This is a genomic window from Mesorhizobium sp. M1329 (assembly GCF_040318035.1).
In the GTDB taxonomy this organism is placed as follows: Bacteria; Pseudomonadota; Alphaproteobacteria; order Rhizobiales; family Rhizobiaceae; genus Mesorhizobium.
Map to the genome: position 1 here is coordinate 229,981 of NZ_JAMYLN010000005.1, position 16,175 is coordinate 246,155.

Consider the following 16,175-nt stretch of genomic DNA (forward strand, 5'->3'; position numbering starts at 1 on the left):
GTCGATGCGCGGAAAGATCGTACTTGCGGTGATCGCTGCAGCCTGCGTTGCGGCGGCGTGGCTGTATCTTTCGCCCAGCGCAATGAGCGGTCTTCAGCAGATGCTGTCGGCGAAGCAGACGGCGACGGCGGACAAACCCGCTGCCGCGGCAAATGCCGCGCGTTCGACTTCGGTGGTTGCCGCCACCGCTACGACGGCCGATTTCCCGGTCCGGCGCTATGCAATCGGCTTCGTGTCCTCTCCTGCCGTGGTCAGCATCAACGCACGGGTCTCGAGCCAGATCGTTGCAATCGCGGTCAAGGACGGACAGATGGTGAAGGCCGGAGACCTTCTGTTCTCGCTGGACGATCGCTCGTTGAAGGCGCAACTGGCACGCGATCAGGCGACGCTCGCGAAAGACCAGGCGCTGCTTGCCAGCGCAACGGCCGATCTTCAGCGCGCCAAAAATCTCGTCGCCAGGCAGGCCGGAACACAGCAGACCTATGATCAGGCCGTCGCGGCGCAGAAATCCGCCGCGGCCACCGTCGACGCCGACAAGGCAACGATCGATGCGGACCAAATCCAGCTTGGCTTCGCCACGATCAGGGCGCCGATCTCCGGGAGGCTTGGCGCGGTCAGCGTCGCGGTCGGCGATCTCGTCACCACCAGCAACGGCAGCAGCACGTCGACCCCGCTGGTGACGATCACGCAGGTCGACCCGCTGCAGGTGAACTTCAATCTCCCCGAAAGGGATCTCGCCTTGCTGCACAAGGCGCTGGCGGCGCCGCAGCAAGGTGCGGTAACGCTGACCAAGGACGGTGACCCGAAGCCGATCGGCAAGGGAACGCTGGATTTCGTCGATTCCAGCGTGGACACGGCGTCCGGCACGATCGCAACGCGGGCCAGCGTGCCCAACGCCGATCTTTCGCTGTGGCCGGGCCAATATGTCAACGTCGTGCTCGAGGCCGGCATCATGCCGCAAATGACGTCGGTTCCGACGGTTGCCGTCCAGCCCAGCCAGAAGGGCCCGTTCGTCTATGTGATCAAGCCGGACAACACCGTTGAAATGCAGCCGGTGCAGGTCGCGCTGACAGAAGGTGCCAACACCGCGATTAGTCAGGGTTTGAAAAGCGGCGAGCGTGTCGTCGTCGAGGGCCAGACCAAGCTGAAAAACGGCGCGGCGGTGCGCGAAGGCAAGGCTTCCACCGGCACCGGCGATCAGGCGGCTCCGAAGGTTGCCGAGGCTGACCGGACGGGCGGAACACAGCCATGATTTCCGAATTCTGCATCCGCAGGCCCGTCGCCACGCTGCTCATGTCGTTCGCCCTGGTTCTGGGCGGGCTATTTGCTTACAAATTCCTGCCGGTCGCGGCGCTGCCAAGCGCGGAATTCCCGGTTGTCAACGTCTCGGCCTCGCTGCCTGGGGCCTCGCCGGAAACCATGGCGACCTCGGTGGCAACGCCGCTGATCAAGCAGTTTGCCACTATCGCCGGCATCGATTCGATCTCGACGACCAACTCGCTCGGCTCGACCTCGATCGCCATTCAGTTCGTGCTCAACCGCGACATCGATGCGGCCGCCGCCGACGTGCAGGCAGCGATCGCACGCACACAACGACAATTGCCGCCGGAGATGACCAGCCCGCCGAGCTATCGCAAGGTCAATCCAGCCGACGCGCCAATCCTGCTGATGTCGCTGGTCAGCGACACCATTCCGCTGACCGATCTAGACGCATTTGCCGAGAATGTGATCTCGCCGTCGCTGTCGACGATCGACGGCGTTGCGCAGGTTTCGATCTACGGCCAGCAGAAATATGCCGTGCGCGTCCAGATAGATCCGACGGCGCTCGCCGCTCGCGGCATCTCGATCGACCAACTGCAGACGGCCATTGCCTCGGCCAACAGCAACACGCCGCTCGGCGTGCTCAAGAACAACAAACAGCAACTAACCATTACCGCGAACACGCAGCTCACCAATGCGGCGGGGTTCTCCAACATCATCATCGCCACCAAGAACGGCCATCCAGTGCGGCTCGGCGAGGTGACCCGCGTCATCGATTCGGTCGAGACCACGACTACCGCAAGCTGGTACGACGGTACCCGCGCCATCATCATGGCCGTGCAGCGCCAGCCGGATGCAAACACCGTCGATGTCGTCGACCGCGTCAAGGCGATGCTGCCTTCCTTCGAGGGTCAGATGCCTGCGGCGGCGAGCATCCAGTTGCTCAATGACCGCTCGACGTCGATCCGCGAGGCGGTCGACGACGTGCAGTTCACGCTGCTGCTCACCATCGCGCTGGTGGTGATGGTGATCTTCCTGTTCCTGCGCCGGGTAACGGCGACGGTCATCCCCGCCGTGGCGGTGCCGATTTCGCTCATCGCCACGCTGGGCGTGATGTACCTGTTCGGCTTTTCCATCGACAACGTCTCATTGATGGGGCTGACACTGGCGGTCGGCCTTGTTGTCGACGATGCCATCGTCATGCTGGAAAATATTTTCCGCCATATGGAGGAGGACGGAGTCTCGGCCCTCGAGGCTTCGCTCAAGGGCGCCCGCGAAATCGGCTTCACAATCATCTCGATCTCGATCTCGCTGGTCGCCGTGTTCATTCCGGTGCTTTTGATGGGCGGCGTGATCGGGCGCATCTTCAACGAATTCGCGGTGGTGGTGACGGTCGCCATCCTGGCGTCGATGTTTGTCTCGCTGACGTTGACGCCGATGCTGTGCTCGCGGCTGTTGTCATTATCGAAAGCCGAGCAGAAGGCGGCGCATGGCGAGGACCATAGGCAAAACGTCTTCATGCGGGGCTATGACTGGCTGCTGACATTCTGCCTGCGTCACAATTTTCTGGTTTTCCTTGTCTTCCTGGTGACCGCCGGGCTGTCGGTCTGGCTGATCCAGATATCGCCGAAGGGCTTTTTCCCGCAGGAGGATATCGGCCAGGTCTCGGTGACGACCATCGCGCGCCAGGATATTTCGTTCGACGCCATGGTGAAGCTTCAGGGTCAAGTGGCGGATGTCTTCACCCATTCGCCCTACGTCGCCCATGTCGGCTGGTCGGCGGGCAGTGGAAACAATGCGCTCAACCAGGGCCAGCTGTTTGTGCAGCTGAAGGACAAGGACCAGCGACCGAACATCGACAAGGTGCTTTCGGATCTGCGGCGCCAGCTTGCCAATGTGCCCGGTATCGAAACCTATATGCAGCCGGTGCAGAACCTGCGGCTCGGCGCGCGCGCTTCGGCGAGTGCCTATCAGCTTGCCGTGCAGGGCCTCGATACCGGCCTGACGAACGTCTGGGCGCAAAGGCTGACGGACGCGATGGCCGCCGATCATGGCGCCTTCACCGACGTCACCAATGACCTGCAGAACAACGCGTTGCAGGCGACGCTGGTGATCGACCGCGACAAGGCATCGACGCTTGGCGTCGATACCGACACGTTGCGTTCCAGCCTCTATGGCGGTTTCGGCACCCAGCAGGTGTCGACCATCTTCGGTTCGGCCGACAGCTATAAAGTGGTCATGGAGCTCGACCCGAAGATCGAGTGGTCGCCCGAACGGATGCTGGCGATCAAGGTGAGAACGGCGAGCGGCAGCCTGGTGCCGCTTGGCGCCTTCGCGCGTGTCGATCGGACCGCCGGTACCCTGACCGTCAATCAGCTCGGCCAGCTTCCGGCAGTGACCATCTCCTACAATCTGCCGCAGGGCGTGGCCCTGGGCGACAGCGTGAGCCACATCAATGCGCTGAAGGAAAAGATCGGCATGCCGCCGACGATCTCGACCACTTTCTCGGGCACGGCGAAGACCTTCCAGGATTCGCTTTCCAACCAGGGACTGCTGATCGGTGGCGCGATCCTGACCATCTATATCGTGCTCGGCATGCTCTATGAGAGCTTCATCCACCCGCTCACCATCCTGACCGGGCTTCCGTCGGCGGTGCTTGGCGCGCTGGTGGCACTGCGGTTGGCGGGGATGGATTTGTCGGTGATCGCTGTGATCGGCATCCTGATGCTGATCGGCATCGTCAAGAAGAACGGCATCATGATGATCGACGTGGCGCTCGAGCTCAGGCGCGAGGGGATGTCGCCCGTCGAATCCATCCACAAGGCCTGCCTGATGCGCTTCCGGCCGATCATGATGACCACGCTTGCCGCGCTGATGGGCACCATCCCGATCGCGCTCGGCACCGGTGCCAGTGCGGAACTGCGCCAGCCTCTTGGCGTGGCGGTGGTCGGCGGTCTCGTCGCTTCGCAGGCACTGACGCTGTTCGTCACGCCCGTCATTTACGTCTACATGGAGCATTTTTCCGGCTGGCTCGTCAGGTTGTGGGTGCGGCGCCGGGGCGAGCCGGGCCCGGTCGAGGTGGTCGAGCAGCCGTCACTGTTCGACGAGGAGGAAGAACCGGTGCCGCAGAAGGCGGCAGCCGAATAGCGCTGGCCTAAGCCGTGGTGCTTGCGGCCGGGGGGCCGCGATCGTAATTTGACGCCATGCCGCACAATCACGACCACGACAACGAGCTTGATCCCTTTGCGGCGCGTGTGCGCGCGCTGGAGACGATTCTCACCCGCAAAGGCCTGATCGATCCGGCGGCGATCGACGTCATCGTCGACACCTACGAGACCAAGATCGGGCCGCGCAACGGCGCAAAGGTGGTGGCGAAGGCTTGGGTTGATCCCGGGTTTGCCGCATGGCTGAAGCGTGATGCGACGGCGGCCATCGAATCGCTCGGCTACACCGGCCGGCAAGGCGAGCACATGCAGGCGGTGTTCAATACGGCCGACACGCACAACCTCGTCGTCTGCACGCTATGCTCCTGCTATCCGTGGTCGGTGCTCGGCCTGCCGCCAGTCTGGTACAAGGCGCCGCCCTACCGTTCGCGCGCGGTGATCGATCCGCGCGGCGTGCTCGAGGAATTCGGCCTGACCTTGCCGGCGACCACGACAATCCGGGTGTGGGATTCGACCGCCGAGCTGCGCTATCTCGTGGTGCCTATGCGCCCCGGGGGCACGGAGGGCTGGGATGAGGCACGGCTCGCCGATCTGGTGACGCGCGATGCCATGATCGGCACGGCATTGGCGCGGGAGCCGGCATGAACGGGCCGCAGGATCTCGGCGGCCAGATGGGTTTCGGGCCGGTCGCGCCCGAGCCGGACGAACCCTATTTCCATGCTGATTGGGAAAGGCGGGCGCTGGGCGTAACGTTGTGCGCCGGCGCCATGGGCGCCTGGACCATCGACGAGAGTCGGCACGCGCGAGAATCGCTGCATCCAGCGGATTATTATGCCTCCAGCTATTATCAGATATGGATCTAGGCGCTGGAGGTGCTGCTCAAACGCCATGGTTTCGTCAGCGACCGCGACCTGGCTACGGGCGACGCGGTCGACCCGGCAGCGACACCCAAACGGGTGCTCAAGGCTAAGGATGTTCCGGCGGTGCTGGCCAAGGGCGGGCCTTGCGACCGGCCTGTCGCCGCGCCTGCGCGGTTCAAGGCAGGCGACCTCGTGCGAACCAGGAATTTTCATCCGACCGGCCACACCAGGCTGCCGCGCTATGCACGCGGCAAACAAGGCGTCGTCGAGGCGGTACGCGACGGCTTTGTCTTTCCCGACACCAGTGCGCACGGCCAGGGCGAAAACCCGCAATGGGTCTATACCGTGGCCTTCACAGGCGACGAAATCTGGGGCGAGGGCGCCGACCCGACACTTGTCGTGTCGATCGATGCCTGGGAGAGCTACCTTGAGCCGGCGTGAGACGGGCTCAGTCGTCGCCATGCTGCCCGCCGGTGTCGAGGCGCCTGTGTTTGCCGAGCCGTGGGAGGCCGAGGCCTTTGCGATGACGGTGGCGCTGCACGATAACGGGCTGTTTTCGTGGAGCGAATGGGCGGATGCTTTGTCGGCGGAGGTGAAGCGGCAGGGCGCCGCGCGCGACGGCCGCGATTATTACGAGCACTGGCTGGCGGCGCTGGAAAAGCTGCTTGCTTCGAAAGGTCTGGCCGCGAAGACCGATGTGGACGCGATCGCCGCTGCCTGGGAGCGCGCCGCGCACGCAACGCCGCATGGCAAGCCGATCCTTCTGGAGAACGATCCACAGCAGGCTATGTAAGCTGCGGTCGCCTGGTCTTGTTCTCTTTACGTTCCTGTTCGTCACTGATAGCCTGACACTGTCGCAGCGGCGTAATTGCCGGCGATGAAAATTGATGGTGACGGCAGTCACCTTGTCTTTCCCTCGCGAATCCGGTCTGTCGCGCTGATGGAATTCTCTCCTCAACAGGACGAGGCGCTGAAGGCGGTGGCCGGCTGGCTGAAAGCCGGCAAGCCGCAGCTGTTCAGGCTGTTCGGCTATGCCGGCACCGGCAAGACGACGCTGGCGCGCTATTTCGCCGAGCATGTCGATGGCCAGGTGCAGTTCGCCGCGTTTACGGGCAAGGCGGCGCAGGTGCTGCGTTCCAAGGGCGCGGTCAATGCCCGCACCATCCATTCGCTGATCTACCGGCCGAAGGGCGAAGAATCGGTAGCGGACGAGGTGACCGGCAAGACATCGATGTCGCCGACATTTTCGCTCAACCGGCAGAGCCCGATCTCGCGGGCCAAGCTCGTCGTCATCGATGAATGCTCAATGGTCGACGAGCAACTCGGCCGTGACCTGATGAGCTTCGGCACGCCGATCTTGGTGCTCGGCGATCCCGGCCAGTTGCCGCCAATCTCCGGCGGCGGCTTCTTCACCGATCATGAGCCGGACATTCTGCTCACCGAAATCCATCGCCAGGCACGAGACAACCCGATCATCCGGCTTGCGCTTGACGTGCGCGAGGGCCGCGAGTTCATGCGCGGCGACTATGGCGCGGCGCAAGTGATCGGCAAGGAAGACGTCACCCAGGAACTGGTGCTGAAGGCGGACCAGGTGCTGGTCGGTACCAACCGTACGCGCCGCCGTTATAACCAGCGGCTGCGCGAGCTGAAGGGGTTCAACGCCGATTATCCGCAAGCCGGCGACAAGCTGGTCTGCCTGCGCAACGATCCGGCCAAGGGACTGCTCAACGGCTCGCTGTGGAAGGTGATGACCTCGTCGCGCGAGACGGTCAAGCCCGGCATCAATCTGCTGGTTTCGCCGGAGGAAGACGACCCGGATCGCGGCGTCGCCAAGATCAAGCTGCTCAAGGCGGCATTCGAAGATCCCGACGCCGACATTCCCTGGCAGCAGAAGAAACGGTTCGACGATTTCGACTATGGCTACGCGCTGACCGTGCACAAGGCGCAGGGCTCGCAGTGGAACGAGATCGTGCTTTTCGACGAAAGCTGGGCGTTCAAGGAAACCCGGCAGCGTTGGCTCTACACCGCCATCACGCGCGCGGCCGAACGGCTGACGATCGTCCGATAGGGCGGCCGTATCAGCGCTGGGCGATCGGGTTGGCGCCAAGCCATTCCCAGGCGGCGGCTTCGTCCTTGGCCTCGAAATGCCGGAGTTCGATGGGCAAGGAGGCGGGCAAAAAGGCTCTTGCCTCCGCTATCCAGTTCGGCTCACCGACCGCCGCGCAGCGCCTGATATGCTGCACTGCATGAGCTATGCCCTGTTCGACCGTCTCGTCCGATACATCGGTCCAGTCGACACCCTCATGATCGATCAGGCGCACCAGCACGTCGATTTTTGGGTGCAGCGCGTAGGCTGCCTCCAGCAATCCGAACAGGTTTTCGGCGTCGGCCGCTGCGACATGGCCGACGACATCGATGGCGAAGAGGTCTTCGCGATCGGTATCGATGCGGCGGATCGCCGGTACGGCATCGAGAAAATTCAACAGGGAACTCCTTGCGCTCGATTTTCTTCGTTCCCTTGGAACACCTGAAACCCTCTGTCTGTTCCCCTTAAAGACGGTATAGATGCGCGCCGAGATCAGCCTGGAACCGTGCAAATGCCTGCAAAGCTTTCCGTCAACCTCAACGCCATCGCCATGCTGCGCAACCGGCGGGACCTGCCGTGGCCAAGCGTGACGGGGCTCGGACGCATCGCCCTTGCCGCCGGTGCGCATGGGCTGACGGTGCACCCGCGACCCGACGAGCGGCACACCAGGCATTCCGATCTGCCTGAGATCAGGGCGCTGATCGACGACGAGTTCCCGAATGCGGAATTCAACATCGAGGGCTATCCGACCGGGGAATTCCTGGCGCTTGTGGAAAAGCATCAGCCCGAGCAGGTGACGCTGGTGCCCGACGACCCGGCGCAAGCGACTTCCGATCATGGCTGGAACTTCGCGGCCGAGGCTGCGTTCCTGACACCGGTCGTCAAGCGCCTGAAGAAGGGAGGCTTTCGCGTATCGCTGTTTTCAGATCCGGACCCCGATGGCGTGAATGCCGCTCGCGACACCGGTGCCGACCGGATCGAACTCTATACGGGTCCATACGGCAGCTATCATTCCGATTCGGCAAAAGCGGCGAAGGAATTGGAGAAATTGGGAAAGACGGCGGATGCCGCACTGGCCGCAGGGCTCCAGGTCAATGCCGGGCACGACCTTGTGGTGAGCAATTTGCCGGCGCTGGCCAGGCGCATCCCGGCATTGGCCGAAGTGTCGATCGGACATGGGTTGACAGCCGATGCGTTGGAGTATGGCATGGCCGCAACGGTCAGGCGGTTTCTGAAGGCTTGTGGCTGGTAGAGAGAGGCGAGCCGATAGGCCGTGGGTTCCGGGCATGGCAGCGCGTCCTTTCCATCCCCGCAGCATAGGGCACCGCACGTCTATGGGAGTGTCGTCCATGGCCCTTGCCAACGCTGGTAGCGAGGCAGAACCCATCGAGCAATCCAGCCACTCCACCGTCGAGCAGCACAGCACCAAGGTGCTGATGCTGGGCGCGTTGGGCGTGGTTTACGGCGATATCGGCACCAGCCCAATCTATGCGTTTCGGGAAGCGCTGCACGCATCGTCGGGACCGGTAGCGCGCAACGACGTCCTCGGCGTGCTGTCGCTTATCGTCTGGGCGCTGACGATCATCGTCACGATAAAATACGTCGCTTTCGTTCTCAGAGCCGACAACAAGGGCGAGGGCGGCACGCTGTCGCTGATGTCGCTTGCGCGCAGCGCTTATCCCAATGGAGCCAAGCTCATCCTGGGGATCGGGCTCTGCGGCGCGGCGCTGTTTTTCGGCGATGCCATCATAACGCCGGCCATCTCCGTGCTTTCGGCGGTCGAAGGCCTGGAAGTGGTGACCCCGACGCTGGAAACCTATGTGGTTCCGATCACGCTGATCATCCTGGCGATGCTTTTTGCCGTGCAACGCTTTGGCACCGGCAAGGTGGCGGCGGTGTTCGGACCGGTGACGGCAGTGTGGTTCCTGGCGATCGGCGCCGCCGGGGTCTACCATCTGCTGGACGACCCGTCGGTCCTGCTGGCGATCAATCCCTATTACGCGGTCGCTTACCTGGCCAATACGCCCACCGGCGCCTTCGTCACCGTCGGGGCGGTGTTCCTGGCGGTCACCGGAGCCGAGGCACTCTATGTCGATCTCGGCCATTTCGGGCGCAGGCCGATCGTGCTGGCGTGGTTTTCGGTGGTGTTCCCTTGTCTGCTCCTCAACTACTTCGGACAAGGTGCGTTCGTTCTGGCCAACGGCGGCAAACCCACCAATCCATTCTTCCAGATGCTGCCCGATTGGGCGCTGATGCCCATGGTTGGGCTAGCCACGGCAGCGACGGTGATCGCCAGTCAGGCGGTGATCTCCGGCGCTTTCTCGCTGACCCGCCAGGCGGTGCAGCTCAATTTGCTGCCGCGCATCGAGGTGCAGCATACGTCCGAGATGCAATCCGGCCAGATCTACATGCCGCGGGTCAATCTGGTGGTCGCGCTGGGCGTAATGTTGCTGGTGGTCGGCTTTGGCAGTTCGAGTTCGCTGGCTTCCGCCTATGGCATTTCGGTGACCGGCGAAATGCTGATGACAACCATCCTGCTGTTCGTGGTGATGCGGTTCCGGTGGAAATGGCAGCTTGCCCTCGCTGCCGCGCTGGCCCTCCTGTTCGGCACGATCGATACCGGATTTTTCCTCGCAAACGTCGTCAAGATCGTCGAAGGCGGGTGGGTGTCAATCACGGTCGCTTGCGGCATGGGACTGATCATGTCTACCTGGATCCGCGGCACCCGCTATTTGTTCGACAAGACGCGCCGAAACGAGATCCCGCTGGATTTCCTTGCCGGCAATCTGCTGAAGAAGAAGCCGCATTTGGTATCAGGCACCGCGGTGTTCCTGACCAGCGATCCACTGAGCGCGCCGACCGCGCTGATGCACAGCCTCAAGCACTACAAGGTGCTGCACGAGCAGAACGTCATCCTTTCGGTGGTGACTGCGCCGCAGCCTGTCGTGCCCGACAGCGAGCGCGTCAAGATGGAAACGGTCAACGAGCTGTTCATGCGGGTGACGCTGACCTTCGGCTACATGGAGCAGCCCAACATCCCGCGTGCGCTGGCGATCTGCCGCAAGCAGGGCTGGAAGTTCGACATCATGACGACGTCCTTCTTCCTGTCGCGGCGTTCACTCAAGGCCTCGCCCAATTCCGGCATGCCGGTCTGGCAGGACAAGCTGTTCATCGGGCTGGCGCGCTCGGCGGCCGATGCCACGGAATATTTCCAGATTCCGACCGGACGTGTCGTCGAGATCGGGACGCAGGTGGCTATTTAGAACGTGCCTGTTGCAGCGTTTCAGGCAGTCTGTCGAGGGGGTCGAGCCTGCCAGGCCGGGAAGACTCGCAATACCGACACGCAGACATTACGTGACGGCACTTGATATTGCAGTGCAGCAAGCGTAGAGCACCGCGCGCTTATCGGAGTGTCGTCCATGGCCCTTACCAATGCTGGTAACGAGGCAGAACCCGTCGAACAATCGAGCCATTCTGAGGTCGAGCAGCACAGCACCAAGGTGCTGATGCTGGGCGCACTCGGTGTCGTTTATGGCGATATCGGCACCAGCCCGATCTATGCTTTCCGCGAGGCATTGGTGGCATCGTCGGGGGGCGAAGTCGCCAACCGTGGCGACATCCTCGGCGTGCTGTCGCTAATCATCTGGTCGCTGACGATCATCGTCACCATCAAATACATCATGTTCGTGCTCAGGGCCGACAATCGCGGCGAGGGCGGGGTGCTGTCGCTGATGGCGCTGGCGCGCAACAGTTTCCCGACCCGCTCGGCGGTGATCCTCGGCATCGGCATCGTCGGCGCCTCGCTGTTTTTCGGTGACGCCGTCATCACGCCGGCGATTTCGGTGCTGTCGGCGGTCGAAGGCATGAACGTCGTCACGCCGACCTTCCAGCCCTATGTGGTGCCGTTGACGCTGGTCATCCTGGCGATTCTGTTTTCGGCACAGCGGTTTGGAACCGGCGGCGTCGCCCTGATCTTCGGCCCGATCACGGCGGTCTGGTTCCTGGCTATCGGCCTTTCCGGCCTCAACCACATCATCGCCGATCCAGAGATCCTGCTGGCAGTCAGCCCGCATTACATCGTCGCGTTCCTGATCAATTCACCAGACGTCGCCTTCGTGACGATCGGCGCCATCTTCCTCGCCGTCACCGGCGCCGAAGCGCTCTATGCCGACCTCGGCCATTTTGGCCGCAAGCCGATCGTTCTCGCCTGGCTGGCAATCGTGTTCCCTTGCCTGTTGCTGAACTATGCCGGGCAGGGCGCATTCGTGCTGGCGAAAAACGGCGTGGTCGGTCATCCCTTCTTCGAAATGAACGAAGGCTGGACGCTTATCCCGATGGTCGTCCTGGCCACAGCTGCGACCGTTATCGCCAGCCAGGCGGTGATCTCCGGCGCTTTCTCGCTGACCAGGCAAGCGGTGCAGCTCAACATGCTGCCGCGCCTGGAAATCCTGCATACGTCGGAAAGACAGTCCGGCCAGATCTACATGCCGCGCGTCAACATGCTACTGGCGCTGGTGGTGATGCTGCTGGTGGTCGGCTTTGGCGAATCCAGCAAGCTTGCCTCAGCCTACGGCATTTCGGTGACCGGCAACATGCTGGTGACGACGGTGCTGCTCTACGTGATCATGAGCCGCATCTGGAAATGGCAGCTCTGGCTGGCCATCTCCCTGACAGTGGTATTCGCGTTCATCGACATCGGCTTCTTTGCCTCGAACATCGTCAAAGTGTTCGAAGGTGGCTGGGCTTCGCTGGCGGTGGCCTTCACCATTGTGCTGGCGATGTGGACCTGGATCCGCGGCAGCCGCTATTTGTTCGAAAAGACGCGCCGGAACGAGATTCCGCTCGATTTCCTTGCCGGCAATCTGCTGAAGAAGAAGCCGCATCTGGTGTCGGGCACCGCGGTGTTCCTGACCAGCGATCCGCTGAGCGCGCCGACCGCGCTGATGCACAGCCTCAAGCACTACAAGGTGCTGCACGAACAGAATGTCATCCTTTCGGTGGTGACGGCGCCGCAGCCTGTCGTGCCCGACAGCGAGCGCGTCAAGATGGAGACGGTCAATGAACTGTTCATGCGCGTGACGCTGACCTTCGGCTATATGGAGCAGCCCAACATCCCGCGCGCGCTGGCTATCTGCCGCAAGCAGGGCTGGAAGTTCGACATCATGACGACGTCGTTCTTCCTGTCGCGGCGTTCACTCAAGGCATCGCCCAATTCCGGCATGCCGGCCTGGCAGGACAAGCTGTTCATCGGGCTGGCGCGCACGGCGGCAGATGCGACGGAATATTTCCAGATCCCGACCGGACGCGTCGTCGAGATCGGGACGCAGGTGGCTATCTGAACAAACGGCCGTGCCCTTCGAAGGGCACGGCAATTGTCAGGCTCAGCTCACCAGAGCCGCCGTGTTTGCTTCAAGAAATTGCTTCAGCGGCTGCGGCTTCCTGCCGGACAGCGTCTCGACCGCGTCGGTCACCATGCCGATCCGGCCCGAGCGGGTGTTGGTGTCGAAGGAAACGACGATGGGAGCGAAAGCCTCGGGAACGCCGGCTGCCTTCAATCCCTCGGTCAGCGCTTCATCCGAAAGATGGACAACTTCGATCGGTCTGCCGGTAACCTCGGTGACGAGGGCTGCAATCTCGGTGACCGTATAGGCCTGCGGACCGGTCAGCGTGTATGTGGTGCTTTCGGTTGCTCCCGAAGCGAGGCCGGCGGCGATCGCCCCGGCCATGTCGTCGCGCGCGCCATGGGCAATGCGGCCGTCTCCAGCGGATGTGTACCACTGCCCAGAGGCGACGGCGTGCGGCAGCGCCATGAACAGGTTCTCCTGGTACCAGCCGTTGCGGAAGATGGTGTAGGGGATACCGCTCGCCTTGATCGCCTGCTCGGTGCCGTGGTGATCGGGCGCAAACAGCACCGGCGATCCCGGCTCCGGATTGGGCATCGATGTGTAGAGCAGATGCGAAACGCCGGCGCCTTTTGCGGCGGCGACCGCGGTCTCATGTTGCTTCAGGCGCTTGCCCGGAACGGCGAGCTCGTTCGTCGAAATGATCAGAACCCTGTCGGCGCCGGTAAATGCACTGGCCAACGATGCGGTGTCGTCGAAGTCGACCGTCCTGATGGTGACGCCTCGGGCTGCCAGATCGGCCAGATTTTCCGGATTGCGGGTAGCGGCGATGACGCGCTGAGGCGAGACCTTGAGCGTGTCAAGCAGATGATTGATGACGCCGCGGCCAAGCTGGCCGGAGGCGCCGGTGACAAGAAGGGTGTCGGTCATGAAAGGTCCTGACGTTGCGCCGGAGCGGCGGGTTCATATGTTAGTCTCAAAAAGAGACCAGCACTAAAATAGGAATTGACCCATCCTCGTAAAGAAGGCAGTTTTGCGGGAGGTAGGCACACCCAGGGAACCAGCCATGGACGGCAAGATCGTCAATCTGAGATCGAAGCTCGAGATATATAAAGCAGGCAGCGGTGGCGGAAACCTTGCGGATTGCCCGGTTCGCGACGTGATCCAGGGCATAAGCAATAAATGGAGTTCGCTGCTGATGGAGGCCTTGGCCGAGAAGCCGTACCGCTTTGGCGAGTTGCGGCGCCTCGTGCCCGATATTTCACAGCGCATGCTCACCCAGACGTTGCACGATCTGCAGCGCGACGGCTATGTGCATCGCCAGGTGTTTCCGACCAAACCGCCGAGCGTCGAATATAGCCTCACCGATCTCGGGCGCTCGATGTTTGGACCCTTGCATCAGCTGATCCAATGGGCCGAGCTCAATCACGGCGCTGTACGCGAGGCGCGGAAGGTTTTCGATGCTGCCGAAGGCTGAGCCTCCAGGCCGAGACGGCGGCTTGATTTAGCGACAGCGCTGAAGGATTGTCCGGCCTGGGCTGGGTCGGGCAAATGGGCAATTCTCTGGATATCGCGATTGCCGGCGCCGGGCCGGCTGGACTTGCCGCCGCGCTCTATCTCAAGCGCGCCGGACATCGGGTTACCGTTTTCGAGCGCTTCGAGCAGCCAAAGCCGGTCGGCTCCGGGCTGATCCTGCAGCCGACCGGGCTGACGGTACTTGCCGATCTCGGCCTGCTCGATGACATTCTGGCGCTGGGCAGCCGCATAGATCGCCTGCATGGTGCAGACGCCAAGACCGGCCGCACCGTACTCGACGTCCGCTATGATGCCCGGCGGGGCGGTCGTTTCGGGCTGGCGGTGCACCGCACGGCTCTGTTCGGCGTGCTTTTCCGCGCCGTCCGGCGCCAAGCGATCACCATCGAGACAGGTATCGAGCTCGAGACGCTGGAAACCGGCGAACGGGCAACATTGGTCTGCGGCAACGGACGACGGATAGGGCCGTTCGACCTGGTAGTGGATGCCAGTGGTTCGCGCTCCAAACTGCGGCGGTGCGTGAACAATCCGGGCGAACCGCGATCGCTCGCCTATGGCGCGTTCTGGGCATCGCTCGGCTGGCGCGGCGAGGGTTTCGACGAGCACGCGCTGCTGCAGCGCTACGACAGCGCGAGCGTGATGATCGCGTGCTGCCGATCGGCCGGCCCGAGCCCGGTGCCGGGAAGATGGCGGCATTCTTCTGGAGCCTGAAGCCGGCGGATGCCGAGTGCGTATTGGCGGCAGGTCTCGAGGCATGGAAGGCGAGATTGGTCGGGCTGTGGCCTGAATGCGCGGCCTTCATCGACCAGATCGACAGTTTCGAGCAGCTTTCGCTGGCGCGCTATGGGCATCACACGATGAAGACGCCAGCCGGACGGCGATTGGCCGTTATCGGCGATGCGGCTCATTCAACGAGCCCGCAGCTCGGCCAGGGCGCGAACATGGCGCTGCTCGATGCGGCAGCGCTCAACCACGCACTCATAGGAACGGACCGTATCGATACTGCGCTGGAAACCTACGTCCGGGCGCGGCGATGGCATGTGCGGGTCTTCCAGGCGCTGTCGCTGGTGCTGACGCCGTTTTATCAATCGGATTCGAATGTGATGTCGTTCGTTCGCGACAGGCTGGTGGCGACGCTGGCAAAAGTCCCGCCGGCGCCGCAGTTTCTTGCTTCTATGGTCACAGGAACGGTGATCAATCCGTTCAAGCCGATCGGGCTTGCGGAAGCGCTATGGTCGAATCGCCTTGACGGATGATTTCCGAAAGATGCGAACCCTTGGCCTGCAAGAATGCATGGAGGCGCTGCGCATAGTCGGGAGCGACCGCATCCTTTACGGATGGGCGTTCGTGCAATGCCTCGCGCCAGGCCTCGACATGCGGCTTTCCGTCCAGCATGCCGAAATCGCCGATCCGGTCGAAGACGTCGAAATAGCGGAAAATCGGCCCGTAGACCGCATCGACCAGCGAAAAGCGCTCGCCGGCGAACCATGGCCCGGCCGCGCCGTTCGCCAGTTCCACTTCCAGGCGATCGAACATTGCCGACAGAGCCCCGCTTTCGGCGCGGAAGGCGCTTTCGGTCGGCGCTGAATAGAAGCGGCCGATGGCATTGAGGATTGCCGAGCCGAACTCGATCCAGGCGCGATGCCGGCCACGGGCATAGGGGTCGGTGGGATGCAGCGGATTGGGCTGGGTTTCCTCGAGGAATTCGAGGATGATCGCCGATTCGAAGATTACCGTTTCCTGGGCGTCATGCTCAACGCGAAGCAGTGGCACCTTGCCGAGCGGCGATATTGCCTTGAACCAGGCAGGCTTGTTGGCGAGATCGACCGTGATGCGTTCGAACGGCACGCCCTTTTCGCGAAGTGAAATCGCCGCGCGCTGCACATAGGGGCAAAGATGATGGCTGACGAGGATGAGCTTGTCGGTCACC

Annotated in this window: 12 protein-coding genes and 2 pseudogenes; 11 read left to right on the forward strand and 3 right to left on the reverse strand. The window is 62.6% G+C overall.

All coding sequences use genetic code 11. The features are described 5' to 3' along the window. Positions 1–4 precede the first annotated feature (4 nt). The 6 genes and pseudogenes from NKH21_RS07395 (at position 5) to NKH21_RS07420 (ending at position 7,352) form a co-directional block, all read left to right on the forward strand. The gene (locus NKH21_RS07395; RefSeq protein ID WP_352863810.1) at positions 5–1,252 is read left to right on the forward strand and encodes an efflux RND transporter periplasmic adaptor subunit; all 1,248 of its coding nucleotides are present in this window, start codon (positions 5–7) and stop codon (positions 1,250–1,252) included. Further along, positions 1,249–4,407 (forward strand): efflux RND transporter permease subunit, encoded by a 3,159-nt coding sequence (locus tag NKH21_RS07400; RefSeq protein ID WP_352863812.1) that lies wholly within the window; start codon positions 1,249–1,251, stop codon positions 4,405–4,407. Before NKH21_RS07395 ends, NKH21_RS07400 begins: the two co-directional genes overlap by 4 nt. A 56-nt stretch (positions 4,408–4,463) precedes the next feature. Next, positions 4,464–5,069 (forward strand): nitrile hydratase subunit alpha, encoded by a 606-nt coding sequence (gene nthA, locus NKH21_RS07405; protein ID WP_352863814.1) that lies wholly within the window; start codon positions 4,464–4,466, stop codon positions 5,067–5,069. Beyond that, positions 5,066–5,725: pseudogene (nthB, locus tag NKH21_RS07410) on the forward strand (nitrile hydratase subunit beta). Before nthA ends, nthB begins: the two are co-directional and overlap by 4 nt. 19 nt (positions 5,726–5,744) lie before the next feature. Next, positions 5,745–6,077: a nitrile hydratase accessory protein gene (locus NKH21_RS07415; protein ID WP_352863879.1), complete on the forward strand. Its 333-nt coding sequence runs from the start codon at positions 5,745–5,747 to the stop codon at positions 6,075–6,077. A gap of 147 nt (positions 6,078–6,224) precedes the next feature. Then, a complete protein-coding gene (locus tag NKH21_RS07420) occupies positions 6,225–7,352 on the forward strand; it encodes an ATP-dependent DNA helicase (protein ID WP_023720791.1) in 1,128 nt (375 codons plus the stop codon). A 10-nt stretch (positions 7,353–7,362) separates the two neighbouring features. Here NKH21_RS07420 and NKH21_RS07425 read toward each other — a convergent pair whose 3' ends face one another. Beyond that, positions 7,363–7,767 carry a SpoIIAA family protein gene (locus NKH21_RS07425; protein ID WP_352863816.1) on the reverse strand — a complete coding sequence of 135 codons (405 nt, stop codon included), beginning with the start codon at positions 7,765–7,767 and terminating at the stop codon, positions 7,363–7,365. A gap of 114 nt (positions 7,768–7,881) precedes the next feature. Between NKH21_RS07425 and NKH21_RS07430 the strand changes: the two genes are divergently transcribed. From NKH21_RS07430 to NKH21_RS07440, 3 genes are all read left to right on the forward strand, one after another. Beyond that, entirely contained in the window at positions 7,882–8,622 is a 741-nt protein-coding gene (locus NKH21_RS07430; RefSeq protein WP_352666969.1) for a pyridoxine 5'-phosphate synthase, read from the forward strand. Positions 8,623–8,719: 97 nt separating this feature from the next. Further along, a complete protein-coding gene (locus tag NKH21_RS07435) occupies positions 8,720–10,633 on the forward strand; it encodes a potassium transporter Kup (RefSeq protein ID WP_352863818.1) in 1,914 nt (637 codons plus the stop codon). A gap of 156 nt (positions 10,634–10,789) precedes the next feature. Further along, positions 10,790–12,709: a potassium transporter Kup gene (locus NKH21_RS07440; RefSeq protein ID WP_352666964.1), complete on the forward strand. Its 1,920-nt coding sequence runs from the start codon at positions 10,790–10,792 to the stop codon at positions 12,707–12,709. 42 nt (positions 12,710–12,751) lie between these two features. On the opposite strand, the gene NKH21_RS07445 is transcribed toward NKH21_RS07440, so the two are convergent. Continuing rightward, the gene (locus tag NKH21_RS07445; protein WP_352863821.1) at positions 12,752–13,642 is read right to left on the reverse strand and encodes an SDR family oxidoreductase; all 891 of its coding nucleotides are present in this window, start codon (positions 13,640–13,642) and stop codon (positions 12,752–12,754) included. A gap of 136 nt (positions 13,643–13,778) precedes the next feature. Between NKH21_RS07445 and NKH21_RS07450 the strand changes: the two genes are divergently transcribed. Next, entirely contained in the window at positions 13,779–14,189 is a 411-nt protein-coding gene (locus NKH21_RS07450; RefSeq protein ID WP_352466906.1) for a winged helix-turn-helix transcriptional regulator, read from the forward strand. A gap of 74 nt (positions 14,190–14,263) precedes the next feature. After that, positions 14,264–15,501 (forward strand): annotated as a pseudogene (locus NKH21_RS07455) (FAD-dependent oxidoreductase). On the opposite strand, the gene NKH21_RS07460 reads toward NKH21_RS07455, so the two are convergent. Next, positions 15,449–16,174 carry a glutathione S-transferase family protein gene (locus NKH21_RS07460; protein WP_352666958.1) on the reverse strand — a complete coding sequence of 242 codons (726 nt, stop codon included), beginning with the start codon at positions 16,172–16,174 and terminating at the stop codon, positions 15,449–15,451. The pseudogene NKH21_RS07455 and the gene NKH21_RS07460 overlap by 53 nt on opposite strands. Position 16,175: the final 1 nt, after the last annotated feature.